The 23,978-nt window shown below is 72.6% G+C and carries 18 protein-coding genes; 7 read left to right on the top strand and 11 right to left on the bottom strand.

Annotation, left to right across the window (positions count from 1 at the left end; all coding sequences use genetic code 11):
• Positions 1 to 479 precede the first annotated feature (479 nt).
• From Sco07f_RS38635 to Sco07f_RS38625, 3 genes are all read left to right on the top strand, one after another.
• Positions 480 to 983, top strand: coding sequence for a DUF6912 family protein (locus Sco07f_RS38635; protein ID WP_054100738.1), 504 nt, complete (start codon positions 480 to 482; stop codon positions 981 to 983).
• A gap of 58 nt (positions 984 to 1,041) precedes the next feature.
• On the top strand, positions 1,042 to 1,713 hold the full coding sequence (locus Sco07f_RS38630) for an HAD family hydrolase (protein ID WP_007450259.1): 672 nt from the start codon (positions 1,042 to 1,044) through the stop codon (positions 1,711 to 1,713).
• A gap of 470 nt (positions 1,714 to 2,183) precedes the next feature.
• A complete protein-coding gene (locus Sco07f_RS38625) occupies positions 2,184 to 7,154 on the top strand; it encodes an NAD-glutamate dehydrogenase (RefSeq protein ID WP_108990689.1) in 4,971 nt (1,656 codons plus the stop codon).
• A 302-nt stretch (positions 7,155 to 7,456) separates the two neighbouring features.
• On the opposite strand, the gene Sco07f_RS38615 is transcribed toward Sco07f_RS38625, so the two are convergent.
• The 4 genes from Sco07f_RS38615 to Sco07f_RS38600 form a co-directional block, all read right to left on the bottom strand.
• Positions 7,457 to 9,175, bottom strand: coding sequence for a glycosyltransferase family 2 protein (locus tag Sco07f_RS38615; protein ID WP_108990687.1), 1,719 nt, complete (start codon positions 9,173 to 9,175; stop codon positions 7,457 to 7,459).
• Positions 9,172 to 11,412, bottom strand: coding sequence for a CDP-glycerol glycerophosphotransferase family protein (locus Sco07f_RS38610; protein WP_108990686.1), 2,241 nt, complete (start codon positions 11,410 to 11,412; stop codon positions 9,172 to 9,174). The genes Sco07f_RS38615 and Sco07f_RS38610 overlap by 4 nt, the downstream gene beginning before the upstream one ends.
• 144 nt (positions 11,413 to 11,556) lie before the next feature.
• On the bottom strand, positions 11,557 to 12,441 hold the full coding sequence (locus tag Sco07f_RS38605) for an ABC transporter ATP-binding protein (RefSeq protein ID WP_054100742.1): 885 nt from the start codon (positions 12,439 to 12,441) through the stop codon (positions 11,557 to 11,559).
• Positions 12,434 to 13,366 carry an ABC transporter permease gene (locus Sco07f_RS38600; protein ID WP_054100743.1) on the bottom strand — a complete coding sequence of 311 codons (933 nt, stop codon included), beginning with the start codon at positions 13,364 to 13,366 and terminating at the stop codon, positions 12,434 to 12,436. The genes Sco07f_RS38605 and Sco07f_RS38600 overlap by 8 nt, the downstream gene beginning before the upstream one ends.
• 173 nt (positions 13,367 to 13,539) lie before the next feature.
• On the opposite strand from Sco07f_RS38600, the gene Sco07f_RS38595 reads away from it, so the two are divergent.
• Entirely contained in the window at positions 13,540 to 14,172 is a 633-nt protein-coding gene (locus Sco07f_RS38595) for a TetR/AcrR family transcriptional regulator (RefSeq protein ID WP_007450213.1), read from the top strand.
• Positions 14,173 to 14,436: 264 nt separating this feature from the next.
• Here the strand turns inward: Sco07f_RS38595 and Sco07f_RS41000 are convergent, their stop codons facing one another.
• Positions 14,437 to 14,592, bottom strand: a complete 156-nt coding sequence (locus Sco07f_RS41000) for a VOC family protein (protein ID WP_244942257.1) — start codon at positions 14,590 to 14,592, stop codon at positions 14,437 to 14,439.
• 46 nt (positions 14,593 to 14,638) lie between these two features.
• Positions 14,639 to 15,466 carry a M55 family metallopeptidase gene (locus tag Sco07f_RS38585; protein WP_108990685.1) on the bottom strand — a complete coding sequence of 276 codons (828 nt, stop codon included), beginning with the start codon at positions 15,464 to 15,466 and terminating at the stop codon, positions 14,639 to 14,641.
• An 87-nt stretch (positions 15,467 to 15,553) separates the two neighbouring features.
• Here Sco07f_RS38585 and Sco07f_RS38580 point away from each other — a divergent pair, with 87 nt between their 5' ends.
• A complete protein-coding gene (locus tag Sco07f_RS38580) occupies positions 15,554 to 16,165 on the top strand; it encodes a DinB family protein (protein ID WP_108990684.1) in 612 nt (203 codons plus the stop codon).
• Positions 16,162 to 16,593 carry a glutaredoxin domain-containing protein gene (locus Sco07f_RS38575; RefSeq protein WP_108990683.1) on the top strand — a complete coding sequence of 144 codons (432 nt, stop codon included), beginning with the start codon at positions 16,162 to 16,164 and terminating at the stop codon, positions 16,591 to 16,593. Before Sco07f_RS38580 ends, Sco07f_RS38575 begins: the two co-directional genes overlap by 4 nt.
• A 90-nt stretch (positions 16,594 to 16,683) precedes the next feature.
• Here the strand turns inward: Sco07f_RS38575 and galE are convergent, their stop codons facing one another.
• Entirely contained in the window at positions 16,684 to 17,664 is a 981-nt protein-coding gene (gene galE, locus Sco07f_RS38570; RefSeq protein WP_007450219.1) for a UDP-glucose 4-epimerase GalE, read from the bottom strand.
• Between the two features lie 78 nt (positions 17,665 to 17,742).
• Positions 17,743 to 18,216 carry a MarR family winged helix-turn-helix transcriptional regulator gene (locus Sco07f_RS38565; RefSeq protein ID WP_108990682.1) on the bottom strand — a complete coding sequence of 158 codons (474 nt, stop codon included), beginning with the start codon at positions 18,214 to 18,216 and terminating at the stop codon, positions 17,743 to 17,745.
• 114 nt (positions 18,217 to 18,330) lie between these two features.
• Between Sco07f_RS38565 and Sco07f_RS38560 the strand changes: the two genes are divergently transcribed.
• Positions 18,331 to 18,744 carry an organic hydroperoxide resistance protein gene (locus Sco07f_RS38560; RefSeq protein ID WP_007450210.1) on the top strand — a complete coding sequence of 138 codons (414 nt, stop codon included), beginning with the start codon at positions 18,331 to 18,333 and terminating at the stop codon, positions 18,742 to 18,744.
• 21 nt (positions 18,745 to 18,765) lie between these two features.
• Here the strand turns inward: Sco07f_RS38560 and Sco07f_RS38555 are convergent, their stop codons facing one another.
• The 3 genes from Sco07f_RS38555 to Sco07f_RS38545 all read right to left on the bottom strand — a co-directional run bounded on the left by Sco07f_RS38555 (position 18,766) and on the right by Sco07f_RS38545 (position 23,971).
• The gene (locus Sco07f_RS38555; protein ID WP_108990681.1) at positions 18,766 to 20,319 is read right to left on the bottom strand and encodes a hypothetical protein; all 1,554 of its coding nucleotides are present in this window, start codon (positions 20,317 to 20,319) and stop codon (positions 18,766 to 18,768) included.
• A 92-nt stretch (positions 20,320 to 20,411) separates the two neighbouring features.
• Complete coding sequence (locus tag Sco07f_RS38550; RefSeq protein ID WP_108990680.1) at positions 20,412 to 21,737, bottom strand: hypothetical protein; 1,326 nt, start codon at positions 21,735 to 21,737, stop codon at positions 20,412 to 20,414.
• A complete protein-coding gene (locus Sco07f_RS38545) occupies positions 21,734 to 23,971 on the bottom strand; it encodes a bifunctional glycosyltransferase/CDP-glycerol:glycerophosphate glycerophosphotransferase (RefSeq protein ID WP_108990679.1) in 2,238 nt (745 codons plus the stop codon). The genes Sco07f_RS38550 and Sco07f_RS38545 overlap by 4 nt, the downstream gene beginning before the upstream one ends.
• Between the last annotated feature and the right edge of the window lie 7 nt (positions 23,972 to 23,978).

Here is a 23,978-nt window from a genome sequence, read left to right as displayed (position 1 = left end):
GCCTCGGGGCCGTAGGACGGCGTGCCTCCGGGGCCGTAAGGCGGCGTGCCTCCCGGACCGTAAGGCGGCCTGCCTCCCGGGTCGTGAGGCGGTGGCGGGGGTGGGGTGAGAGGGGCTGTGGCGGCGGGGCGGCGTTGGGTTCTGGTCATGACCTTGCGCATGGGGGTCCCCGTTCTGCGGCCCGGGAAATACCGGGCGGTAACTTTCGCGGTCGGGGATCTTGTACGGGCTGGAGGGGCGGCACGGCAAGCAGGCCGACGTCCGTGCCGAGGGGGCGGGGAAGTTCACCTATCCGAGTGATGGCAGGAGGTGGGGAGCCCCGGGCGCCGGGGTGGACCGGGTGAATTCCGGGCCCGGAGTGGACGCCTCCGGTGCCTTGGGTGGGGACCCGAAAGGGGACACCCGCACGTATCCTGAAGGCCTCCCGCCGGGTCCACCGAGCGCCCGGCGGCGTCCCCGACCACGAAAGCGGCAGACTCATGCGCGTCTACGTCCCCCTGACCCTGTCCGGCCTCGCCGAGGCGCACCGGGCCGGGGAGCTGGGGGCCGGGCCGCTCGTCGCCTACGCCGTTACGCCGGCGCTGCGCGAGTGGTACCGGTCGGACGACATGGAGGAGCTGGAGTACGCCGCCCTGAACCGGGCCGCGCTGGCCTCGCTGCGGCTGCTCGCGGCCGACGCCGGCGCGGCGCGGCGGCGGGTCGTGGTCGCCGCCGACGTACCCGACGCCGCCGCCGAGCCCGGTCCGGACCGGGGGACCGACCCGGCGGCGCTGGGCGAGGTCCTGGTCGCCGGCCCGCTGCCGCTGGCCAAGGCGGCCGCCGTGCACGTCGACTCCGCCGACGCGGAGGCGGACGTGAGTGCCGCGGCCGAGGCCCTCGCGGCGGCGGACGGCGGGGACGACGACGCCCGGTTCGTCGTGGACGGCGCGGACGACCACGAGCTGCTCTGGTACGCGACGCAGGAGCTTCCGAACCTGGTGTGACCAGGCACGTTGCATCGCGGTGTCCCGATTGTCAGTGGCGGCGGGTACGTTTTCGGGCATGGGGATGCAGACGGGCGCACACATCGTGTGGGACTGGAACGGCACGCTGTTCCACGACAACGACGCGATCATCGGAGCGACGAACGCGGCGTTCGCCGAGCTGGGGATGGCGCCGATCACACTGGAGCAGTACCGGGCGCTGTACTGCGTGCCGGTGCCGAAGTTCTACGAGCGGCTGCTGGGGCGGCTGCCCACCGACGCCGAGTGGACGGTCATGGACGCGACCTTCCAGCGCCACTACGGCGCCCACCGGGACCGGTGCCGGCTCGCCGACGGTGTCGCGGAGCTGCTCGCGGGATGGCGGTCGGCGGGGCGCAGCCAGTCGATCCTCAGCATGTACGGCCACGACGAGCTGGTGCCGCTGGTCAGGGGCCTCGGCATCGAGGCGCAGTTCATACGCGTCGACGGGAGGACCGGGCCGTCCGGGGGCAGCAAGGCCGAGCACATGGTCCGGCACCTCGCGCAGCTGGCGCTCTCCGGAGTGGAGCCCGCTCGCACGGTGGTGATCGGGGACGCCGCCGACGACGCGGTGGCGGCGCGCCACGTGGGGGCGGGGGCGGTGCTGTACACGGGCGGATCGCACAGCCGGGCCAGCCTCGAGGGGGTCGGGGTGCCGGTGGTGGACACGCTGGGGGAGGCCGTGGTGGTGGCGGAGCGGCTGGCGGGATGACCGTGCCGTCCCGTGCCGCCGGCGGTGCGGTTACCCGGCCGTAGCTGTGCGGAACGTCCAAGTCGCGGGCCCGGTTTTGTACACAAGCGGCTCATGACGGGGAGCCCGTGCGGGGCGATAGCCTGGTGGCGTGATCAGCGCGATAGCTCGCGGGGGCACTGGTGCCCCTGCCCTGCGCCCGGCACGCACGGACGACATCCGTGACCGGGCGGCGGTCGCTGATCCTCGCGGGCGGGACGGGGTGGCCGAGGCCCCCGGTAGGCCGCCGCACACTCCCCGGACGGTGACGGCGAGAGCGAAGTCACACCCGGCGACAGCGGCGACATTGGCTGATATGCCCCCGCTCCTCTCGTCTTGCGGCATAGCGTCGAAGTGGACCGGACACCCCGTGTCCCGACGTCATGCCGGAAGGCAGGAGACCGTACTTCCTTCTACGTCACGCAACGGCGCGCGACAGGAGTCAGAGGACAATGCAGACCAAGCTGGACGAAGCCAAGGCCGAGCTGCTCGAAAGGGCTGCGCGGGTAGCTGAGAACAGCCCGGTCGGGGGGCAACTACCGACCGGGACGACGGGCGAGGGCACTCCGGGTACCCCGGGCACGCCGGACGCCCCGGACGGCGCCCCGGACTACGCGTCCGTGTTCGCGTTCCTCCAGCGCTACTACCGGCACACCGCCCCGGAGGACCTGGCCGACCGCGACCCGGTCGACGTCTTCGGAGCCGCCGTCTCGCACTACCGGCTGGCGGAGAACCGCCCGCAGGGCACGGCGAACGTCCGGGTGCACACCCCGACGGTCGAGGAGAACGGCTGGACGTGCAGCCACTCCGTCGTCGAGGTGGTCACCGACGACATGCCCTTCCTCGTCGACTCCGTCACCAACGAGCTGACCCGCCAGGGCCGCGGCATCCACGTCGTCGTCCACCCGCAGATCGTGGTGCGGCGCGACATCGCCGGGAAGCTCGTCGAGGTGCTCGCCGGTCCGCCCGCCGCCGACCTGCCGCACGACGCGCACGTCGAGTCCTGGATCCACGTCGAGATCGACCGCGAGACCGACCGCGGCGACCTCAAGCAGATCACCGCCGACCTGCTGCGGGTCCTCAACGACGTCCGCGAGACCGTCGAGGACTGGGGCAAGATGCGCGACGCGGCCGTCCGCATCGCCGACCAGCTGTCGGACGAGGCCACCCCGGAAGACCTCCCCGCGCGCGAGCTGGAGGAGGCCCGCGAGCTGCTGCACTGGCTGGCCGACGACCACTTCACCTTCCTCGGCTACCGCGAGTACCAGCTGCGCGAGGACGACTCCCTCGCCGCCGTCGCCGGTACCGGCCTCGGCATCCTGCGCTCCGACCCGCACCACGCGGCCGACGAGAGCCACCCGGTCAGCCCCTCCTTCGAGCGGCTCCCCGCCGACGCGCGCGCCAAGGCCCGCGAGCACCGGCTGCTGGTGCTGACCAAGGCCAACAGCCGGGCCACCGTGCACCGGCCGTCGTACCTCGACTACGTCGGCGTCAAGAAGTTCGACGAGAACGGCAACGTCGTCGGCGAGCGGCGCTTCCTCGGTCTGTTCTCCTCCGCCGCCTACACCGAGTCCGTCCGCCGGGTGCCGGTCGTGCGGCGCAAGGTGGAGGAGGTGCTGGAGCGCGCCGGGTTCTCGCCCAACAGCCACGACGGGCGCGACCTGCTGCAGATCCTCGAGACGTACCCGCGCGACGAGATGTTCCAGACCTCCGTCGAGGAGCTGGAACCGATCGTCACCTCGGTGCTCTACCTTCAGGAGCGGCGCCGTCTGCGGCTCTACCTCCGCCAGGACGAGTACGGCCGCTACTACTCGGCCCTCGTCTACCTCCCCCGCGACCGCTACACCACCGGTGTCCGGCTGCGGATCATCGACATCCTCAAGGAGGAGCTCGGCGGCACCAGCGTCGACTTCACCGCCTGGAACACCGAGTCGATCCTGTCCCGGCTGCACTTCGTGGTCCGCGTCCCGCAGGGCACCGAGCTGCCGCACCTGTCCGACGCCGACAAGGAGCGCGTCGAGGCCCGTCTCGTCGAGGCCGCCCGCTCCTGGGCCGACGGGTTCGGCGAGGCCCTGACCGCCGAGGTCGGCGAGGAGCGCGCCGCGGAACTGCTGCGCCACTACGGCTCCGCCTTCCCCGAGGGCTACAAGGCGGACCACGGCCCCCGCTCCGCCGTCGCCGACCTGGGCCACCTGGAGCGGCTCGACGACGACAAGACCTTCGAGCTGAGCCTGTACGAGCCGGTCGGCGCCGCGCCCGAGGAGCGGCGTTTCAAGATCTACCAGAAGGGCGGCTCGGTCTCCCTGTCGGCCGTGCTGCCGGTGCTCAGCCGGCTCGGCGTCGAGGTCACCGACGAGCGGCCCTACGAGCTGCGCTGCGCGGACCGCACCACGGCCTGGATCTACGACTTCGGCCTGCGCATGCCCAAGGCGCCGGCCGGCGGTGCCGACTACCTCGGCGACGACGCCCGCGAGCGCGTCCAGGACGCCTTCGCCGCCACCTGGACCGGCAAGGCGGAGAACGACGGCTTCAACGCCCTGGTGCTCAGCGCCGGCCTGACCTGGCGCGAGGCCATGGTGCTGCGCGCGTACGCCAAGTACCTGCGGCAGGCCGGCTCGACGTTCAGCCAGGACTACATGGAGGACACCCTCCGCAACAACGTCCACACCACGCGCCTGCTCATCAACCTGTTCGAGGCGCGGATGGCGCCGGAGCGGCAGCGGGCCGGACGGGAGCTCGTCGACGCCCTGCTCGAAGAGGTCGACGCCGCCCTCGACCAGGTGGCGAGCCTCGACGAGGACCGGATCCTGCGGTCCTTCCTCACCGTCATCAAGGCGACGCTGCGCACGAACTTCTTCCAGGAGGCGAGCGGCGGCGTGCCGCACGACTACGTCTCCATGAAGTTCGACCCGCAGGCCATCCCCGACCTCCCGGCGCCGCGCCCGGCGTTCGAGATCTGGGTGTACTCGCCGCGCGTGGAGGGCGTGCACCTGCGCTTCGGCAAGGTCGCGCGCGGTGGTCTGCGCTGGTCGGACCGCCGGGAGGACTTCCGCACCGAGATCCTCGGCCTGGTCAAGGCGCAGATGGTGAAGAACACCGTCATCGTGCCGGTCGGCGCCAAGGGCGGCTTCGTCGCCAAGCAGCTGCCCGACCCGGGCGTCGACCGCGACGCGTGGATGGCGGAGGGCATCGCCAGCTACCGGACGTTCATCTCGGCGCTGCTCGACATCACCGACAACATGGTGGCCGGCGAGGTCGTGCACCCCGAGGACGTCGTCCGGCACGACGAGGACGACACCTACCTCGTCGTCGCCGCCGACAAGGGCACCGCGAAGTTCTCCGACATCGCCAACGAGGTCGCCGAGTCCTACAACTTCTGGCTCGGCGACGCCTTCGCCTCCGGCGGCAGCGCGGGCTACGACCACAAGGGCATGGGCATCACCGCCCGCGGCGCCTGGGAGTCCGTCAAGCGGCACTTCCGGGAGCTGGGCGTGGACACCCAGACCCAGGACTTCACCGTCGTCGGCATCGGCGACATGTCCGGCGACGTGTTCGGCAACGGCATGCTGCTCAGCGAGCACATCCGCCTGGTCGCCGCCTTCGACCACCGGCACATCTTCATCGACCCGACGCCGGACGCCGCCACCTCGTACGCCGAGCGCCGCCGGCTGTTCGAGCTGCCCCGCTCCTCCTGGGAGGACTACGACACCGGGCTGATCTCGGCGGGCGGCGGCATCTTCCCGCGCTCGGCCAAGTCCATCCCGGTCAACGCACACGTCCGCGAGGCCCTCGGTATCGAGCCGGGCATCACCAAGATGACCCCGGCCGAGCTGATGAAGGCGATCCTCAGCTCCCCGGTGGACCTGCTGTGGAACGGCGGCATCGGCACGTACGTCAAGGCGTCCACGGAGTCCAACGCGGACGTCGGCGACAAGGGCAACGACGCCATCCGCGTCGACGGCAAGGACCTGCGGGTCCAGGTCGTCGGCGAGGGCGGCAACCTCGGCCTGACCCAGCTGGGCCGGATCGAGTTCGCGTTGCAGGGCGGCCGGATCAACACCGACGCCATCGACAACAGCGCGGGCGTGGACACCTCCGACCACGAGGTGAACATCAAGATCCTGCTCAACGGTCTCGTCAAGGACGGCGACATGACCGTCAAGCAGCGCAACAAGCTGCTCGCCCAGATGACCGACGAGGTCGGCGCGCTGGTCCTGCGCAACAACTACGCGCAGAACACGGCGATCGCCAACGCGCTCGCGCAGTCCAGGGACATGCTCCACGCCCAGCAGCGCTTCATGCGGCACCTGGTCAGGGAGGGCCACCTCAACCGGGCCCTGGAGTTCCTGCCCACCGACCGCCAGATCCGGGAGCGGCTGGGCAGCGGACACGGGCTGACCGGTCCGGAGACGGCCGTGCTGCTGGCGTACACGAAGATCACGGTCGCCGAGGAGCTGCTGCACACCTCGCTGCCGGACGACCCGTACCTCAAGGGCCTGCTGCACGCGTACTTCCCGACGGCACTGCGCGAGCAGTTCGCCGAGCAGGTCGACGGCCACCCGCTGCGCCGTGAGATCACGACGACCGTCCTGGTCAACGACACGGTCAACACGGGCGGTACGACGTATCTGCACCGGATGCGCGAGGAGACCGGCGCGTCGCTCGAGGAGATCGTGCGGGCCCAGACCGTGGCGCGGGCGATCTTCCGCTCCTCCCCGGTGTGGGACGCGGTGGAGGCCCTGGACACCAAGGTCGACGCCGCCGTCCAGACCCGGATCCGGCTGCACTCGCGCCGCCTGGTCGAGCGCGGCACGCGCTGGCTGCTCAACAACCGGCCGCAGCCGCTGGAGCTGGCCGAGACGGTGGACTTCTTCGCCGAGCGGGTCGAGCAGGTGTGGTCGCAGCTGCCGAAGCTGCTGCGCGGCGCGGACGCGGAGTGGTACCAGCACATCTACGACGAGCTGACCGCGGTCGGGGTGCCGGACGAGCCCGCCACGCGGGTGGCCGGGTTCTCCTCGGCCTTCGCGACGCTGGACATCGTGTCGGTGGCCGACCGCATGGGCAAGGAGCCGCTGGACGTCGCCGAGGTGTACTACGACCTCGCCGACCGGCTCGGTGTCACGCAGCTGATGGACCGGATCAGTGATCTGCCGCGGAACGACCGGTGGCAGTCGATGGCCCGTGCGGCGATCCGCGAGGACCTGTACGCGGCGCACGCGTCGCTGACCGCGGATGTTCTGGCGGTGGGCAACGGGTCGTCGACGCCGGAGCAGCGGTTCAAGGCGTGGGAGGAGAAGAACGCGGCGATTCTCGGGCGGGCGCGGACGACGCTGGAGGAGATCCGGTCGTCGGACGAGTTCGATCTGTCCAACCTGTCGGTGGCCATGCGGACGATGCGGACGTTGTTGCGTACGCATTCGTAGGCCGCCATACGGTGTTTACGCCGTTGCCGTGTGAGGCGCCCCGGGCCGGGTTCGGTCCGGGGCGCCTTTGCGTCGTGGCCGGGGTGGGAGTGAGCGTAGGGGTGGGTGCGCAGCCCGGCGTCGGCGGGGTGCCGCTGCGCCCTCCCGTGCCGCCCCAGCGGCACGACTGCCCGCAGCGGCGGCGGAGGCGGAACGACTGCCCGCAGCGGCGGCGGGGGCGGAACGACCGCCTGCAGCGGCGGCGGGGGCGGAACGACCGCCTGCAGCGGCGGCGGGGTGTGGCACGACTGCCCGCGGTTGCCTCAGTGCAGGATGTTCGCTGCCAAGCGGGCTGCTCTGCGCGTGCGGGGTGTCGACAGGCGGCGTGCGGCAGGGCGTAGTACCGCGGCGGTGGCACCCACCGGCTGCCAGGTGATCTGAAGGCGTCCCGGGTTGTGGCCCTCCGGGCGGAGGGTGACGCGGTGCGGGGTGAGACCGGCGCGGTAGGGGACGCGGGCGGTGAGGGGCGGGAAGGCCAGGGGCGCCAGCAGGATGCCCGTGTGGGTGCGGCCCCGGTGGCGGAGGCGGAGCACGGGATGACGGGTGCCCTCGAAGCCGTGGACCGGGAGACGGGCCGCCGCCAGGTCCAGGCGGACGCGGCCCTCGAAGAGCCCGGGGCGGACGGGCGAGAGACGGAAGGCGACCGTGAGGCGCCGGCGGCCGGGGGAGAGGTGGAGTACGGCGCGCTGGGGCCCGACGGGGAGGCGCCGGGCCGGGTCGTAGGTGCGGACGGTCAGGTCGACGGACGCACCGGGGCCGCGCGTGATCCGCGTGATCTCGTGCCGCAGCAGGGCGGTGAAGAAGGGACGGGCGTCCAGCTCCAGGTCCGTCAGGTCCAGCTCGCGGCGGGCCTGGGGCGACTCCGGGACGCGCTCGCCCCAGTACACGCGGCCGTTCTCCTCGTCCGGCGTCACCCGGCGGGGTGCCACGTCGTGGCCGAGGCCACGGGCCGCCGTGCGCACGTCGGACAGGCGCCGGTCGCGCAGCAGCCGCAGGACGACCCGTTCGGAGCGGGGCAGCCGGGCGTAGGCACCCTCGGACAGCGTGTCGAGGTAGGGGTTCATCAGGTCCGCGAAGGAGGTCAGCCAGGCGTCGTCCCGGTAGGGGAGGTCACCGGCGTACATCCGGAAGTCGTGCTTGAGGAACTTGAAGTCCTTGTCCTCGCGCAGCCCCTCGTGCCCGCTCTCGGCCAGGAAGGCGTCGATGAGGCGCTGCACGTGGACGCGGTCGCGGACGTTGCTGAGCTTGTGCCGCTGGTTGGAGATGGAGGCGGTGTCGGAGGTGGCGTACGGGGCTATGTACCAGCGGTACACCGGCTCCGGGACGACGGTGAACGTCTTGGCCAGGCAGTATGCCTGCGCCGAGAAGAGCTGGTCCTCGTAGTGGATGCCCTCGGGGAAGCGCAGGCCGTGCCGGTCGAGGAAGGCGCGGGCGTACATCTTGCTGGTGGAGAGGTGCTCGAAGAACAGGCGCGGGTCGGCCTCGATGCCGTCGAGGGTGCGGCGCTCGGCGACCAGGTGCGGCATCCAGGTCGTGCGGCGTCCGCCGTCCACGCGGACGCGGTGCACGGCGCCCATGGCGAAGTCCAGGTCGCGTTCGCGGTGGGCGGCGAGCAGGGTCTCGACGGCGCGTTCGGGAAGTTCGTCGTCGCTGTCCAGGAACATCAGGTAGGGCGCCCGGGCGATCTCCAGGGCGCGGTTGCGCGGGGCGCTGCACCCGCCGCTGTTCTCCGGCAGCCGGAGGTACACGATCCGCGGGTCGTGGGCGGCCAGTTCGCGGGCCACCTCCTCCGTCGCGTCGGTCGAGTGGTCGTCGCTGATGACGATCTCGATGTTGGCGTGGGTCTGGCGGAGCACGGACGCGACGGCGCGGGGGAGGCGTTCGGCGTCGTTGTACACGATGACCGTGACGGTGACGTCCGGAGTACTCGACGAAAGGGGCGGGAGCGTGCCCGTGGCCGGGCTCGTGGTGGCTGTCCTCATGACGCGGTGGCCTCCTCGGGGCTCGGGGCCGGGGTGCGGTCCTCGATGGGCAGGACCGGGGGCAGCGTCCGCTCGTCCTCGCCGAGGAAGACGCGGCGTACGACGCGTTCGGCGGCGTGGCCGTCGTCGTACTCGCAGAACCGGCGCCGGAAGGCGGCCCGTGCCTTCGTCGCGCGCTCGTCGTGCCAGGCGTCGGTGGTGAGGATCTCCGTCAGTTCCGCCTGGGTGCGGGCGACCGGGCCGGGGGCTTCGGCCGTCAGGTCGAAGTAGACGCCGCGGGTGGTGCGGTAGGTCTCCCAGTCGTCGGCGTGGATGACGATCGGGCGGTTCAGGTTGGCGTAGTCGAACATGATCGACGAGTAGTCGGTGACCAGCGCGTCGGCGGCCAGGCACAGCTCCTCGACGGGTTCGTAGGAGGAGACGTCGACGACGCGGCCGGTGCGGCGCAGGTCCCCCAGGGGGGAGGCGGCGCCGTCGTAGAAGTAGTGGGCGCGCACCAGCAGAATCGTTTCCCCGCCGAGCGACTCGGCGAGGGAGGCGAGGTCCAGGCGCGGGGTCCAGCCGGCCTCGTAGTCGCGGTGGGTGGGCGCGTAGAGGACCGCGCGGCGGCCGGGCGCGATGCCGAGGCGTGCGCGGGCGGCGCGGACCTCGGCGGCGCCGGCGGTGTAGTAGACGTCGTTGCGGGGATAGCCGTGGTCCAGGGAGATGTGGTGGGACGGGTAGGCCCGCTGCCACATGCGGGTGGTGTGGCTGTTGGCGGAGACGCTGTAGTCCCACTTGTCGACCCGCTCGAGCAGCGCCTGGAAGTCCAGGCCGTGGGCGGCGGCGGGGTAGGGCAGCTGGTCCACGCCCATGCGTTTGAGCGGGGTGCCGTGGTGGGTCTGGACGTGGACGGTGCCGGGGCGTTTGACCACCGCGTCGGGGAAGTTGACGTTGTTGACGAGGTACTTGGCGCGGGCCAGCACCTCCCAGTAGCGGCGGGTGCCGGGCACGACGTGGTCCGTGCCGGGCGGCAGCAGCGCCGCGCCCTGCGCCGTGACCACCCACACGGGGTGGATGCTCGGGGCGAGTTCCGCGAGCCTGGCGGCGACGGCGGCCGGGTTGCAGGCCACCCCGCGGTTCCAGTACGCCGAGAACACCGCGAGGTGCGGGTCGACCGGCCGGGCCAGGGCGGCGCGGTACTGGAGGGTGCGCAGCCGGGTGCTCGCACGGCGCCTGCCGGTGCGCGCGGCGGAGCGCACCGCGCGGCGGGCGTGGCTGGCGCTCCGGAGGGCGCGGTACTTGCCGTAGGCGCCCTCCTCGAGCAGCGACCGGCGCATGCCCTCCAGGCCGGCGGGGTGCCGGTGGCCGTCGGGGCGGTGGCGCCGGGCGGTCACGGACGCCCGGTGGAAGAACTCCCGCGCCACGTCGTCGGGCATCCCGGCGCGGGCGAAGGTGTGCAGGCAGTCGCGGATCATCAGGTCGTACAGGACGCCGTGGACGGCGGGCCGGCCGGCGGTGAGACCGAGGAGCGCCTCGTAGCGGTCGACCAGCGCGTACCGTTCGGCCGGCGTGAGGGGCGGGAGGCTCTCGGGCCGCAGCCGGCGGTCCTCGTACGCCGGGTGCGGCAGGCAGGCGACGCGGTCGGCGAGCAGCAGGGCGGCGTACGCGGCGAACGGCTCGTCCTCGGTGGTCAGGAGCCGTTCGTGCCGCCGCCAGAAGCCGGCGCGCACGGCGCGGGTGCCGAGCAGCGGGGTCAGGCGGAGCAGCGCGGCGCGGTCGTCCAGGGAGAGGCCGTCCTCGGCGCGGCCCGCCCGGGCCAGGCGGGGCCCGTCGGGGGAGGGCAGACCGGAGGCCCGCCAGGAGCTGCGGACGTGGTCGCACAGCAGGACGTCCACGCGGTCGGGGAGGCCCGCAGCGTGCCGGGCCAGGGCGGGCGGGGCGCCGGCCGGCAGTCCGTCCTTGGCGTGCACGAAGTGCAGCCACCGGCCCCGCGCCCGTGCCGCCCCGGCCGAGCGGGCCGCGGCGTCCCCCGCCGTGTCCGGGAGCGGCAGCACGGTGAAGGCGGGGGCGTGCCGCTCGGCCGTCTCCCGCGCCCAGTCCCCGACGGCGGCGACGATCACCTCGACGCCGGTGAGGGGGTGGGCGTCCAGGGAGTCGAGGAGGGCGGGCAGGTGGTCCTGCACGTTGCGGCCGTGGACGACGACGCTGAGGTCGGGGGCCGTCTCGGGGAACGGATCGGGGACCGTCTCGGGCATCGCGGGGACTCCTTCGCCTCGGCCTTCGCTTCGTCGCTCCCGGAGCACTCCTGTGGGTCGTTTTCTATTCGGTCATAGTGACATCAATCGGGCAAAAGGATTAATCGGAAGGGTGGGGACTACGCCTTCCGGGGGACGCAGCGCTCAGGCGACCGCCGTGGCCTTCGGCGCGGGTGGGGGTGCGGGCTTGGATGCGGCGGGCTTGGGCGCCGCCTTGGGCTTCGCCGCCGGGCCGCCGGTGAACTTCTCGTACTCCTTCAGGACCTCCTCCGTGGGCCCGTCCATCCGCAGCTCGCCGCGCTCCAGCCACAGCACCCGGTCGCAGGTGTCGCGGATGGACTTGTTGCTGTGGCTGACCAGGAACACCGTGCCGGCGTGCTCGCGCAGCTCCCGGATGCGTTCCTCGGAGCGCCGCTGGAAGGAACGGTCGCCGGTGGCCAGCGCCTCGTCGACGAGGAGCACGTCGTGGTCCTTGGCGGCGGCGATGGAGAACCGCAGCCGGGCCGCCATGCCGGAGGAGTACGTGCGCATCGGCAGGGTGATGAAGTCGCCCTTCTCGTTGATCCCGGAGAAGTCGACGATCTCCTGGTACCGCTCCTTGATCTGCGCGCGGGACATGCCCATCGCCAGGCCGCCGAGGTACACGTTGCGCTCGCCGGTGAGGTCGTTCATCAGGGCGGCGTTGACGCCGAGCAGGGAGGGCTGGCCGTCGGTGTAGATGCGACCGTTCTCCACCGGAAGCAGGCCGGCGACCGCCTTGAGCAGCGTCGACTTGCCCGAACCGTTGGTGCCTATGAGGCCGATGGCCTCGCCGCGGTACGCGGCGAAGGACACGTTCTTCACGGCGTGCACCCGGCGCACGCCGGCCGCCTTCTCGGCCTTCCCGCGGCGCAGGATGCGGTTGAGGGCGGCGGTCGCGGAGCCGCGGCCGGCTCCGGTGCCGTTGACCCGGTAGACGATGTCGACGCCGTCGGCGACGACGGTGGGTACGCGCTCGGCGGGGGTGTTGTCAGCGGGGGTGTCAGCCACGACCGTACGTCTCCTCGGCCTTCCAGAAGTAGATGAAGCCGCCGATCCCGGCGACCAGCGCCCAGCCCAGGGCCAGCGCCCAGACGTGGTCGGGCAGCATGCCGCCGCCGAAGCTGTCGATCAGCGCGAAGCGCATCAGGTCGATGTAGACGACGGCGGGGTTGACCTGGAGCAGCGGGCCGATCCAGGACGGCAGTCCGCTGTCCGGGCCGGTCATGTGGTGGATGCTGAACATGACGCCCGAGGCGTACATCCAGGTGCGCAGCAGGAACGGCATCAGCTGGGCCATGTCGGGAATCTTCGCGCCGACCCGGGCCATGACCATCGCCACGCCCGTGTTGAACACGAACTGGAGTACCAGCGCCGGGATCGCGAGCACCCAGGAGGGGCCGGGCGGCACGCCGAAGGCGAGCAGGATCACGACGAGGGCGCCCATCGAGAACATCAGCTGCTGGAGCTGCTGGAGGCAGAACGACACCGGCAGCGCCGCCCGCGGGAAGTGCAGGGCGCGTACGAGGCCGAGGTTGCCGGAGATCGCCCGGGTGCCCGCCATGATCGAGCTCTGCGTGAACGTCCACACGAACACGCCGGTCACCAGGAACGGGACGAAGTCCTCCACGCCGCGGCTGGTGTTCATCAGCATGCCGAAGATGAAGTAGTACACCGCCGCGTTGAGCAGGGGCGTCATCACCTGCCAGACCTGACCCAGCTTGGCCTGGCTGTACTGGGCGGTGAGCTTGGCGGTGGAGAAGGCGCCGATGAAGTGCCGGCGTGCCCACAGCTGGCGGACGTACTCGGGCAGGGAGGGGCGGGCGCCGCTGACCGACAGCCCGTGCCGGGCGGCGAGCGCCGCGAGGTCGTGGTCCGGTGCGGGGGTGGGGGCCGCCTCGGTGGTCGGGGGCGGTGGGTCGAGGACCTGGCTCACATCCGGTGCTTTCGCTCGGGGGGAGGGGGCGAGAGGGTGGCGCCCGGCGTTCACCTGGGTGACCGTGTGTGTTCACTTACGTCGGGACGGCACCGTATCGTCGTGACGTGAGCGTAGGGCGTGGCGACGCCGGAACGCAACCGTTTCGTCGTGACGCCCTATGCTTGACGCGCATGACGACCAACGCCGCCGCCGACGAGCCGACGCCGCGCCCGCGCCGCCGGGCCCCCGCCGGGGCGGCGGTGCTGCGCGAGGACGTGACGGAGGCCATCCGGGCGGCGGTCTTCGAGGAGCTGGCGGCGGTCGGTTACGCCCGCATGTCCATCGAGGGCATCGCGCGCCGTGCGGGCGTCGGCAAGACCGCCGTCTACCGGCGCTGGCGCTCCAAGCTGCACCTGGTGCTCGACATCGTCTCCGCCCTCGCCGTCCAGGGCCTGCCCGCGCCGGACACCGGCTCCCTGGAGGGCGACCTGCGGCTCCTGTACGAGGTGACGTCCCGTGCCCTGCGCCACCCGGTGGCCTCGCAGATCATCCCCGACCTCCAGGCGGAGGCGGCCCGCAACCCCGACATCGCCGAGGCCCTCCAGAAGACCCTGCGCGAGGGCCAGGACGGCGTCGCCAGCAGGATCCTCGCGGCGGCGGCCGAACGCGGCGAGCTGGGCCCGGCCGTCGACACCGACCTGGCCCTGGACCTGATCTCCGGCCCGCTGTACTGGCGCTCGGTGGTCGTCCGCGGCCCGAAACCGCCGAAGGGCTACCTGGGCTCGCTGGCCCGGGCGACGGCGGCGGGCCTGAAGGCGCTCTGAGCCGCCCGGAGCGGATTGTCAGTGGGTCCTGCCACGATGCCCCCATGAGGCCGATGGACTCAATGGACTCGACGGACGTGACGGAACCTACGGCGTTCGTGTGGCCGCTCTAAGGCGAAACCTACGGGGCCAAGGCTGCGGCCGGTCTCCTGGCCCCGTGACGCGCCGCTCCTTCGCCGTGATCCGCGTGAGCGACCTGTCGCGAACACCAACGGCCACTCGTCCGCGAGCAGGGCATCCGAACGTCGGCCTGATGAGTGTGGATCAGGTCGCAGGGACGTCAGCTGCGCTCGTGGTCCAGCTCGGGGAGACGCGATGGCTCAACGTCGTCAGCAGCCGGCCGAGCGAGGCGATCGCACGGTCGAGGTCGGGCACCCAGATCTCGACGTGGTGCAACGTTCCGTGTGTTGGGCGGGCCACGCAGCCACCACCTCGGGGGAAGGCTTGTCGGGGCTGTTCACCGTGGTCAGCAATATGGTTGCTGGTTCGTCATGGAAGCCGCTACACGCATCCAGACTCCGAACTGACGGTAGAGGCCGGGCAGAGCGCCCTGTGCCTGAATGGTCCGGGAGTCCTCGGCGGTGACACCGGGGATTCCCTGAAGCGCCGAGGCCACCGAGGCCGACTGCCATCGGACCGTGAGGACGGCTGGGCCAGGCTTCGCCGCCACGCCCCTCGATCCGGCCAGGCCGGTGGCAACGGCCTCCTCGATCGCTTTATGCGCCTCGTCCGCAGGACGGAGCTCGGCGGCGAAACGGTCGTGGGCGTACTTCACGGCCACGGTGGTGACCGAGGGGTCCCACTCCGTCATCTCCTCGCAGGCGCGGTCGTCGCCGGTGAGGACCGCCACGGGGACACCGAGAGAGGCCGCGGTTGCGTGGGCCAGGCCGATCTCCCCCACCGGTCGGCCGTCGAGCCACATGTCCTCGATCTCGTGCCCCATGAAACTGTGGCTCAGCACGCCGAGCGCGCCGGCCCTGGAGTGGTAACCGACGCAGATCATCGCGTCGTACTCGCCCGTCAGACCGTCGAGCATGCCCATGTTCTTGGGTTTGCCGCGGATGAGGCGGGCGGCCGGGTGCAGTGCCTCCGGCAGGAGGTTGCGCATCGGACCGTGCGCGTCGTTCACCGTGATGTGGGCGGCACCGGCGGCGAGCGCTCCTCGAACCGTGGCGTTCACGTCCTCTGCCATCATCTGACGACCGCGTTCGTAGTCCCGGCCACCAGGCTGGACATCGTCGGCGTCGACGAGCCCCGTTATGCCTTCCATGTCCACACTGAGGTAGATCCGCACTGGGTCAGCTCCTCCGAGGAATCGATCACTTGGAGGACATCGCCCAAGTGATCGACGGTTCCCGAACGGCAGCTGGAAACTGGCCTCATGACTCCGACAGATCCCAAGACCGATCTTCACTACTACCTTCAGTCCGCCCGCGACGCCCTGCTCTGGAAGCTTGAGGGGCTCTCGGAGTACGACATCCGTCGCCCGGCGACGCCGACGGGGACCAACCTGCTGGGCCTGGTGAAGCACGCCGCCAGCGTGGAGCTGGGCTACCTCGGGGACGTCTTCGGGCGGCCGTCGGGAGAACCGCTGCCCTGGGTCACGGACGGGGCCGAGACCAATGCGGACATGTGGGCCACCGCGGACGAGTCGCGCGCGTTCGTTGTGGAGTTGTACCGACGGGCGTGGGTCCACGCGGACGCGACGATCGACGCGCTGGCGCTGGACACGGTCGGCAGGGTGCGCTGGTGGGCGGAGGGCAGGGACGAGGTGACGCTGCATCATGCGGTGACCCGCGTGATCGCGGACACTCAGCGGCACGCGGGGCACGCCGACATCATTCGAGAGCTGACGGACGGTGCTGTGGGGATGCGCGAGGACAACGCCGCCGTGCCGCCGGGTGGTAAGGCGTGGTGGGAGGAGTACCGGGGGCGGCTGGAGCAGGCGGCTCGGGAGGCCGAAAGCCGGGGGACCTCCGGGCAGACCCGATGAGGCGGGCGTGGACGGGCCCCGTGTTGTTGTTGATCGCCGGAGCGGGGGCCGCGGCCGGGCCGTTCGCGCGGGGGAGCACCGGGGTCGTGCTGCTGCTGGTGTTCGTGCTGCTGGCGGTGCTGATCTCGCCGCTGGTGTTCCCCAGGTCGGTCGGGGCTGTGGAGGCGCGGCGGCGCAGTGCCGTGGACGGGCGGCCGGTCGTGTTCTGGCGGCCGGGGTGTACCTACTGCATGCGGCTGCGCATCCGGCTGGGGCGGAAGGCGCGGCGGTTGTACTGGGTCGACATCTGGCGGGACGAGGCCGGGGCGGAGCTGGTGCGGGAGGTCAACGACGGGAACGAGACCGTGCCCACGCTGCTCCTGGCGGGGCGGGCACACACCAACCCGGACCCCGCGTGGGTGCGCGAGCAGGTCGCCTCGTCCCGGTGACCCGGTGACCCGGTGACCCGGTGATCTGGTGCCGGGTGGCCCGGCGGCGGCGCCCTCCGGGCCTCCCGGGCCGGAGGGCGCGTCCGGGGTTCAGTCCCGGGCCGCCTCCGGGTGGAGCCGTACCCAGCCCGCCCACGCCGACGTGATCATGTCCTCGACGTCGTACTTGGCCTTCCAGCCCAGTTCGACGGCGGCGCGGTCGGCCGAGGCCACGACGCGGGCCGGGTCGCCGGGGCGGCGGGGGGTGACCGTCGGGGGCTGGTCGTAGCCGGTGAGGGCGTTGATGCGGTCGATCATCTCGCGGACGGAGACGCCCTCGCCGCGGCCGATGTTGAGGGTGAGGGTGCGGCCGGGGGAGGACTGGAGCGCGCGGGCCGCGGCCACGTGGGCCTCGGCCAGGTCGACGACGTGGATGTAGTCGCGCACGCAGGTGCCGTCCGGCGTCGCGTAGTCGTCGCCGAAGATGCGGGGGGCCGCGGACTCGGTCAGCTTCTCGAAGACCATCGGGACGAGGTTGAAGACGCCGGTGTCGGCCAGCTCCGGGCTCGCCGCGCCCGCGACGTTGAAGTAGCGGAGGGAGGCCGTGGCGAGGCCCGCCGCCTTTCCGGTGGCCCGGACCAGCCACTCGCCGGCCAGCTTGGTCTCGCCGTACGGCGACATGGGCACGCACGGCGTCTCCTCGGTCACCAGGTCGACGTCGGGCATGCCGTACACGGCGGCGGAGGAGGAGAAGACGAAGGACGGGACCTCCGCCTTGGTGACCGCGTCCAGGAGGACACGCAGGCCCTCGACGTTCTGCTGGTAGTAGTGCAGCGGCAGGTCCACCGACTCGCCGACCTGCTTCTTGGCGGCCAGGTGCACGACGCCGGTGACGGAGTGGTCGGCCAGGGCGCGGGCCACCCGCTCGCCGTCCAGGACCGAGCCCACCACCAGGGGGACGCCGTCGGGCACGCGGTCGGCGATGCCGGTGGACAGGTCGTCGTAGACCACGGCCTTCTCGCCCGCCTCGGTCATCGCCCTTACGACGTGCGCCCCGATGTATCCGGCGCCGCCGGTGATCAGCCAGGTCATTGCGGCCGTCCCCTTACGTTTGGTGGTTCTTGGTGCCCATGATCCGTCATCCCGGTGTCCGCCGGGCGTCCCCACCCGTCAGGACGGTGCCGGGGCCGGATCGGTGTCGTACGCGTCCAGCGCCGCCGTGAGCCGGTCGAGGCGGGCGCCCAGGTCCTGGATCTCGGCGAGGTCCAGGCCGGTCGCCGCGGCGATCCGGCGCGGCACCTCGACGGCCCGCTCGCGCAGCGCCGTGCCCTCACCGGTCAGCCGCACCTCCACCGACCGCTCGTCGCGCGCGCTGCGCTCACGCCGGACCAGGCCGGCCGCCTCCAGCCGCTTGAGCAGGGGCGACAGGGTGCCGGAGTCGAGGCGGAGGTGTTCGCCGAGCCGCTTCACCGGCAGCTCGCCGTGCTCCCAGAGGACCAGCATCACCAGGTACTGGGGGTAGGTGAGCCCGAGGTCCTTGAGGACCACACGGTAGACACCGCCGAAGGCGCGCGACGCGGCGTTCAGGGAGAAGCAGATCTGCTGGTCCAGGCGGAGCCAGTCGGTTGCGGGCGGCGTGCTCATGCTTCCCAGGGTAGCGGACAGGATTTGCGCGTCACTTAGTTGTGCGCAATTGAATTGCGTGCTCTACTTATGGACGTCAGGCCACGCAGTCTCCTTCGAAACGGACGGTCTCCCATGGACGCGCTCTACACCGCCGCCGCCACCGCCACCCACGGCCGCGACGGCCGCACCGTCAGCTCCGACGGCAAGATCGACCTCGAGCTCGGCATCCCCGTCGAGATGGGCGGCAACGGCCAGGGCACCAACCCCGAGCAGCTGTTCGCCGCCGGTTACGCCGCCTGCTTCGGCAGCGCCCTCGGCCTGGTCGGCCGGGCCGCGAAGGTCGACGTCAGCGACGCCGCCGTGACCGCCGAGGTCGGCATCGGCAAGCAGGGCGAGGGCTTCGCGCTCGCCGTCACCCTCCGGGTCGAGCTGCCCGAGGGCCTGGACGAGGAGACCGGCCGCAAGCTGGTCGAGCAGGCCCACCAGGTCTGCCCCTACTCCAACGCCACCCGCGGCAACATCCCGGTCGACCTCGTCATCGAGTAGTCCCCCGCCGGAGGGCGGCGCTCAGCCGACCCGCGCCAGCACCTCCCCCGTCCGCTCGCTCCACGCCACCACCACCGCTTCCTCCGGCACCGGGTGCCAGCGGGTCAGCAGCAGCCAGCGGACGTGGTAGCGGCGGACGACGGCGGTGCGCTCGGCGCGGGTCGAGTCCGGCGCGAGGTACGCCTCGACGTCGGCCACCCGCCGCCCGCGCTCCCGCTCGTCCAGCGACGGGTCCGGCCAGGCGGGCGCCGCGAGGTTCGGGCCGTACCCGGCGATGGCGTGCCCGGCGTAGTAGCCGTCGGTGATCACCACCTCGCCGGGGCCGATGTGCCGGGCCGCCCACTCGTACGCCGGCCACCGCGGCGGCTGCTCGAAGCCGACCGGGTCCAGCGCACGCGGCACCACCGCCCCCGCGTGGACCGTGAGGAACCCGAGCAGCGCCCCGGCCGTCGCGGTGCAGCCCAGCGCCGCCCGCCACCGCCCCCACGGCCGGGGCGCCGCCAGCTCCACCGCCAGGGCGAACTGCAACGGCACCAGCGTGAGCCCGAGGATGCGGCCGTAGGTGTAGTGGCCGCTGAACCAGCCGTACGCCACCACCGCGCAGTCCAGCGCGAACATCAGCACCAGCGGGTCCCGGCGCGAGCGGCGCCCGCGCACCCACAGGGCGGGCAGGCCGAGCAGCGCCAGCCAGAACTCCCCGGGCAGGTCGAGGTAGAGGACCCGGTGCATGGCGTCCACGCTGCCGTCGCCGGCCAGCGCGAACACGTCGAAGTACGGCCAGGCCGCCGCCGCTCCCACCGCCACGGCGCCCGTCAGCGCCCACCGCCCCACGACCGGCCCGCGCCACCCGCGCTGCCACCCGGCCACCAGTGCCACCGCGCCGAGCACCGCCGCCACCGAGGTGATCGGGTGGACGAGGAGGATCGAGCCGTAGAGGGCGCCCAGCGCCGCGTATCCGGGCAGGCCGCGCAGCCCGCCCGGGCCCACGTACCGCACCCGGCGCGTGTCCCTCGCCCGTGCGCCCGTCAGTGCCCAGGCCCAGAAGGTGAGCCCGATGGCGAAGGCCGACGGGTAGCCGAGGTTGCCCGTCATCGACATCAGCCCGAGATAGCCGCTCCACCAGGCCCGCTCGGTGCCCCACAGCAGTGTCATCGCGCCCAGCGCGAGCACCGGCGCCCACGGCCGCGGGGTCAGCACCCGCACGAAGCGGTTCAGGCCGGTCAGCAGCACCAGCAGGTTCAGCGGCCCGGCGAGCCGCACCACCTCCCAGCCGCCCAGCCCCGTCAGCCGGGCGAACGCGCCCTCGGCCACCGCGTACGGCGAGTAGTACGCGCTGCCCGCGCCCGGCAGGTCGGCCATCGGGTGGCGGGGGTGGAGGAGGTCGGCCTTCAGCCGCTCCACGACGGCCGCGTGCTGCCCGGCGTCGCAGCACAGCGGCACCGCCCAGTACGCCAGCGTCATCACGAGGAAGAAGCAGAAACCGGCGGCCAGGTACGGGGTCGGGCGCCAGGTGCGGCCGCCGCGCAGCGCCGTCGCGCCGCGCACGGGCCGCCGGACGAGGACGTCGGCGCTCACAGGACGGTCAGGGAAAAGGGCATTCGGGACATTTGCGGTATGTTCCCGATGGGGTCCCGCCCATGACCTCAAGTCACCTCAACGGGTGACGCTCAGCCGACCGCCTCGGCCCGGTTCCGCTCCCTCCGCACCGGGAGCGGCACCCGGCCGTCGCCGTCGCCGTCACCGTTGCCCCGCACCACCGGCTCGAGCAGCAGCGGCACCCCCACCACCGGCAGCAGCCACGCCAGCACGATCAGCCGCTCGCCCCAGATGTTGATGTCCGGGTGCCCCGCCTGCGTGAGCAGCCCGGTGAACGCCGCCGCGACCAGGAAGCCGCCGACCGCGCCCCCGCGCCGCAGCGCGCCCCACGCCCCGGCGGCCAGCGCCGCCACGAACAGCGGCTGCCAGGCCTGCCTGCGCAGCCACTCCACCCAGAAGTTGCCCTGCAACTGCCAGAACTCCGGCCACGGATGCTCCCGGTCGGGGCGGTTGAAGTGGTCGGTGAGCAGGTCCTGGAGGCTGTCCGCCTCGGAGGGGTAGTGCAGCAGTCGCGCCAGCAGCAGGGTGCCGACCGCGCCCGCCAGGCCGACGGCCGCGAGCGCCAGCACCTCCCGGGGCGCCGGGCCGCCCCGCCCCCGCTCCCGTCGCCGGTGCCGCCGCAGGGCGGTCACCCCGCCCGCCGCCGCCAGGCACATGCCCAGGAACAGCGCCTGGGAGTGCTTCACCGTGAACAGGGCGAGCAGCGAACCGCCGACGAGGGCGAGCCCGGCCCGTGGCCGCCCCGCCCGCAGCGCCAGCGCGCAGCCCCACACCGCCGCCAGGGTCAGCGCCATCAGCAGGCCCTCGGTCATCGGGCGCATCGCCGTCGTCCCGCACGGCAGCACGTAGTACAGCGCCTGCCCCGTCAGGGCGAGCGGCACCGGCACCGCCAGGGTGCGCAGGACCAGGAAGACCAGGACCCCGCCCGCGCACGCGATCACGACTCCCGCCGCCCACAGGCCCCACGTCACTCCGAAGGCCAGGACGAACGGCACCAGGAACGCCGGATAGCCCGGTCGCGCCTCGAAGATCCGCATGAAGCGCTCCGGCATGTACGGCACGGTGTGCCCGCCGGTCTGCCCGGCCGCCAGCCGAGGCTCGACCACCGCCCATTCCTGCTCGCGGCACTCGGCCGTCACCTCGGCGGTGGGGTCGGCGCGGTGGAAGCGCACCACGTGCACGCTCTGGTCCCGGCGCGCCCGCTCCGCCCGGCTCGCGCACACGTAGTCGATGGTGGCCGTCGCCGCCGCGCGCTTGCTCTGACCGGTGAGGCTCAGCGCGTACGACAGGTAGTTCTTGGTGTCGGGCGTGTCCCGGCCGGTGACGTTCGCGAGCTGGAGCACGGCGAACACGGCGGCCAGGACCAGCACCCCCGAGGCCGCGCCGCGGGGTCTCATGTGGACGGCAGCAGGTCGCGTCCGGACGGGACGCCCCGGGCGCCGGGGACGCCCGAGGGCTCCGGGCCGGGCATCGGCTCCCCGAGGAACAGCGTCCGCACCACCCGCTCGGCGGCCCGGCCGTCCTCGTACTCGCAGTACCGGGCCCGGAAGGCCGACCGCAGCCGGGCCGCCTCCTCGTCCCGCCACGCCCCGGACGCCAGCAGCCACGCCAGCTCCCGGTAGGAGCGCGAGACGTGCCCGGGGGCCTCCTCGGTGACGTCGAAGTACGTGCCGCGCGTCGCCGCGTACGGGCCCCAGTCGTCGGCGTGGATCAGGATCGGGCGGTCGAGGAGGGCGTAGTCGAACATCAGGGCGGAGTAGTCGGTGATCAGCAGGTCGGAGGCGAGCATCAGGTCCTCGACGTGCGGTTCGTCCGTCGCGTCGACCACCACGCCCCGCCGGTGCAGCTCCGACAGGCCCAGACCGCGCGCCGGGCCGGTGGCGAGCGAGGGGTGCAGGCGGACCAGCAGGGTGTGGTCCTCGCCGAGGTCGGCGGCGAGCCGGGCCACGTCGAGGCGCTCGACGAGCCCGCCGCGCCGGTACTCGCGGCGGGTCGGCGCGTACAGCACCACGGTGTGGCCGTCGGGGACACCGAGCCGCTCGCGCACCCGGCGGCCGTCCTCGGGACCGGAGTTCACCAGGACGTCGTTGCGCGGACTGCCGGTGCGCGCGGAGGCGAAGTGGCAGGGGTAGGCCCGCTCCCAGATCCGCTCCGCGTACCGGCCCGCGACCAGGCTGTGGTCCCAGCGGTCGGCCCGGCGCAGCATCTGCGGCACGTCCAGGCCGTGCCGGGCGCCGGGCCTGCCCAGCAGGTCGACTCCCATGTACTTGAGCGGGGTGCCCTGGTGGGTGTGGATGTGGACGCTGCCCTCCCGCTTCGCCACCGTGCCGGGCCAGTTGACGTTGTTGACGAGGAACGCCGCCCGCTCGGTGACCCGGCGACAGGCGGCACTGCCCAGGAGCACGTGCTCGGTGCCCGGCGGCAGCAGGGCGGGGTCCGCCGCGCACTCCTCGTCGCGCACCACCCACACCCCCCGCAGGTGCGGGGCGAGTTCACGGGCCGCGCGGTGGATCGCCGCCGGGTCGCCCAGCACGCCCCGGTGGGAGAAGGCCGAGTACACGACGAGGTCCGGGTCGAGGGGACGGCGCACGTGCACGGCGCTCGCGGCGCGGCGCACCCGCCCGGCCGCCGCGCCGCGCGCCTGCCGGGTCCGGCGCTCCAGCTCCCGCGCCGCCCGCCCGGACCGCCGGCGCAGCCGGTAGGCGGCGTACGACCCCTCCAGCACCCGCAGTTCGGCCGGTACCGCTGCGTCCTTGGGCCGGTACGCGCGGAACATCTCCGCCGTGCGGTGGAAGAACTCGGCCCGGTCGGACGGCGGCAGGCGGTCCGGCTTGGACAGGATGTCCAGGCAGTGCTCGCCCATCTTGGCGTGCAGGAACGCCCGCCAGCGGGAAGCCAGTTCCGGGCGGGCGTCGAGGAAGGCGAAGACCCGCTCGTACTGCGCGTGGACGTCGAAGTGCTTGCGGCTGGTGGTGGACAGGATGTTGCCCTGGCGGCGCTGCCGGTAGTTGAGGCAGATCCGGTCCAGTGCGGCGATCCGCTCCGCGCTGAACATGACCGGGAAGGTCCAGGGCGTGTCCTCGTAGTAGCCGGGCGGGAAGGTGAAGCCCTCGCGCTCGACGAAGTCCCGCCGGTAGAGCTTGTTCCACACCACCATCAGCAGGTCGAGGATCTCCGGGTGCCCGGCCGCCGTGAACGTGCCGTCGCCCGCCTCCGCGAGCACCCGGGCCAGGACGTTGCGCCGGGTGCCGCCCCACCAGTAGGTGCGCGCGTAGTCGAAGACCAGCACGTCCGGATCGTCCGTCTCGGCGAGCCGGTCGGCCATGGCGCGCAGGGCGCCCGGGGTGAGGGTGTCGTCGCTGTCGAGGAAGAAGAGGTAGTCGCCGCCGGCCAGCGGCAGCCCGGCGTTGCGGGCCCGGCCGAGGCCGACGTTCTCCTCCAGGTGCAGCACGCGGACCCGGTCGTCGCGGGCCGCGTACTCGTCCAGGATGGCCCCCGACCCGTCCGGGGAGCAGTCGTCGACGGCGATCACCTCGATGTCCCGGAAGGACTGGTCCAGGACCGAGTCGAGGCACTCGCGCAGGAAACCCTGCACCTTGAAGCAGGGGACGATGACGCTGAAGCGGGGCACGGCGGGG

Source organism: Streptomyces coelicoflavus (assembly GCF_003112555.1).
In the GTDB taxonomy this organism is placed as follows: domain Bacteria; phylum Actinomycetota; class Actinomycetes; order Streptomycetales; family Streptomycetaceae; genus Streptomyces; species Streptomyces coelicoflavus.
The sequence above is the reverse complement of the archived record's forward strand: the minus strand, read 5'-3'. Positions and strand labels throughout refer to the sequence as shown.

What these genes read in the sequence shown, in the direction of transcription:
- Sco07f_RS38565 (WP_108990682.1), bottom strand. Translation starts at nt 18,216, where the DNA reads ATGAGCACGCCGCCCGCAACCGACTGGCTCCGCCTGGACCAGCAGATC.
- Sco07f_RS38630 (WP_007450259.1), top strand. Translation starts at nt 1,042, where the DNA reads ATGGGGATGCAGACGGGCGCACACATCGTGTGGGACTGGAACGGCACG.
- Sco07f_RS38575 (WP_108990683.1), top strand. Translation starts at nt 16,162, where the DNA reads ATGAGGCGGGCGTGGACGGGCCCCGTGTTGTTGTTGATCGCCGGAGCG.
- Sco07f_RS38615 (WP_108990687.1), bottom strand. Translation starts at nt 9,175, where the DNA reads ATGAGGACAGCCACCACGAGCCCGGCCACGGGCACGCTCCCGCCCCTT.
- Sco07f_RS38550 (WP_108990680.1), bottom strand. Translation starts at nt 21,737, where the DNA reads ATGAGACCCCGCGGCGCGGCCTCGGGGGTGCTGGTCCTGGCCGCCGTG.
- Sco07f_RS38610 (WP_108990686.1), bottom strand. Translation starts at nt 11,412, where the DNA reads ATGCCCGAGACGGTCCCCGATCCGTTCCCCGAGACGGCCCCCGACCTC.
- Sco07f_RS38580 (WP_108990684.1), top strand. Translation starts at nt 15,554, where the DNA reads ATGACTCCGACAGATCCCAAGACCGATCTTCACTACTACCTTCAGTCC.
- galE (WP_007450219.1), bottom strand. Translation starts at nt 17,664, where the DNA reads ATGACCTGGCTGATCACCGGCGGCGCCGGATACATCGGGGCGCACGTC.
- Sco07f_RS38595 (WP_007450213.1), top strand. Translation starts at nt 13,540, where the DNA reads ATGACGACCAACGCCGCCGCCGACGAGCCGACGCCGCGCCCGCGCCGC.
- Sco07f_RS38635 (WP_054100738.1), top strand. Translation starts at nt 480, where the DNA reads ATGCGCGTCTACGTCCCCCTGACCCTGTCCGGCCTCGCCGAGGCGCAC.
- Sco07f_RS38625 (WP_108990689.1), top strand. Translation starts at nt 2,184, where the DNA reads ATGCAGACCAAGCTGGACGAAGCCAAGGCCGAGCTGCTCGAAAGGGCT.
- Sco07f_RS38560 (WP_007450210.1), top strand. Translation starts at nt 18,331, where the DNA reads ATGGACGCGCTCTACACCGCCGCCGCCACCGCCACCCACGGCCGCGAC.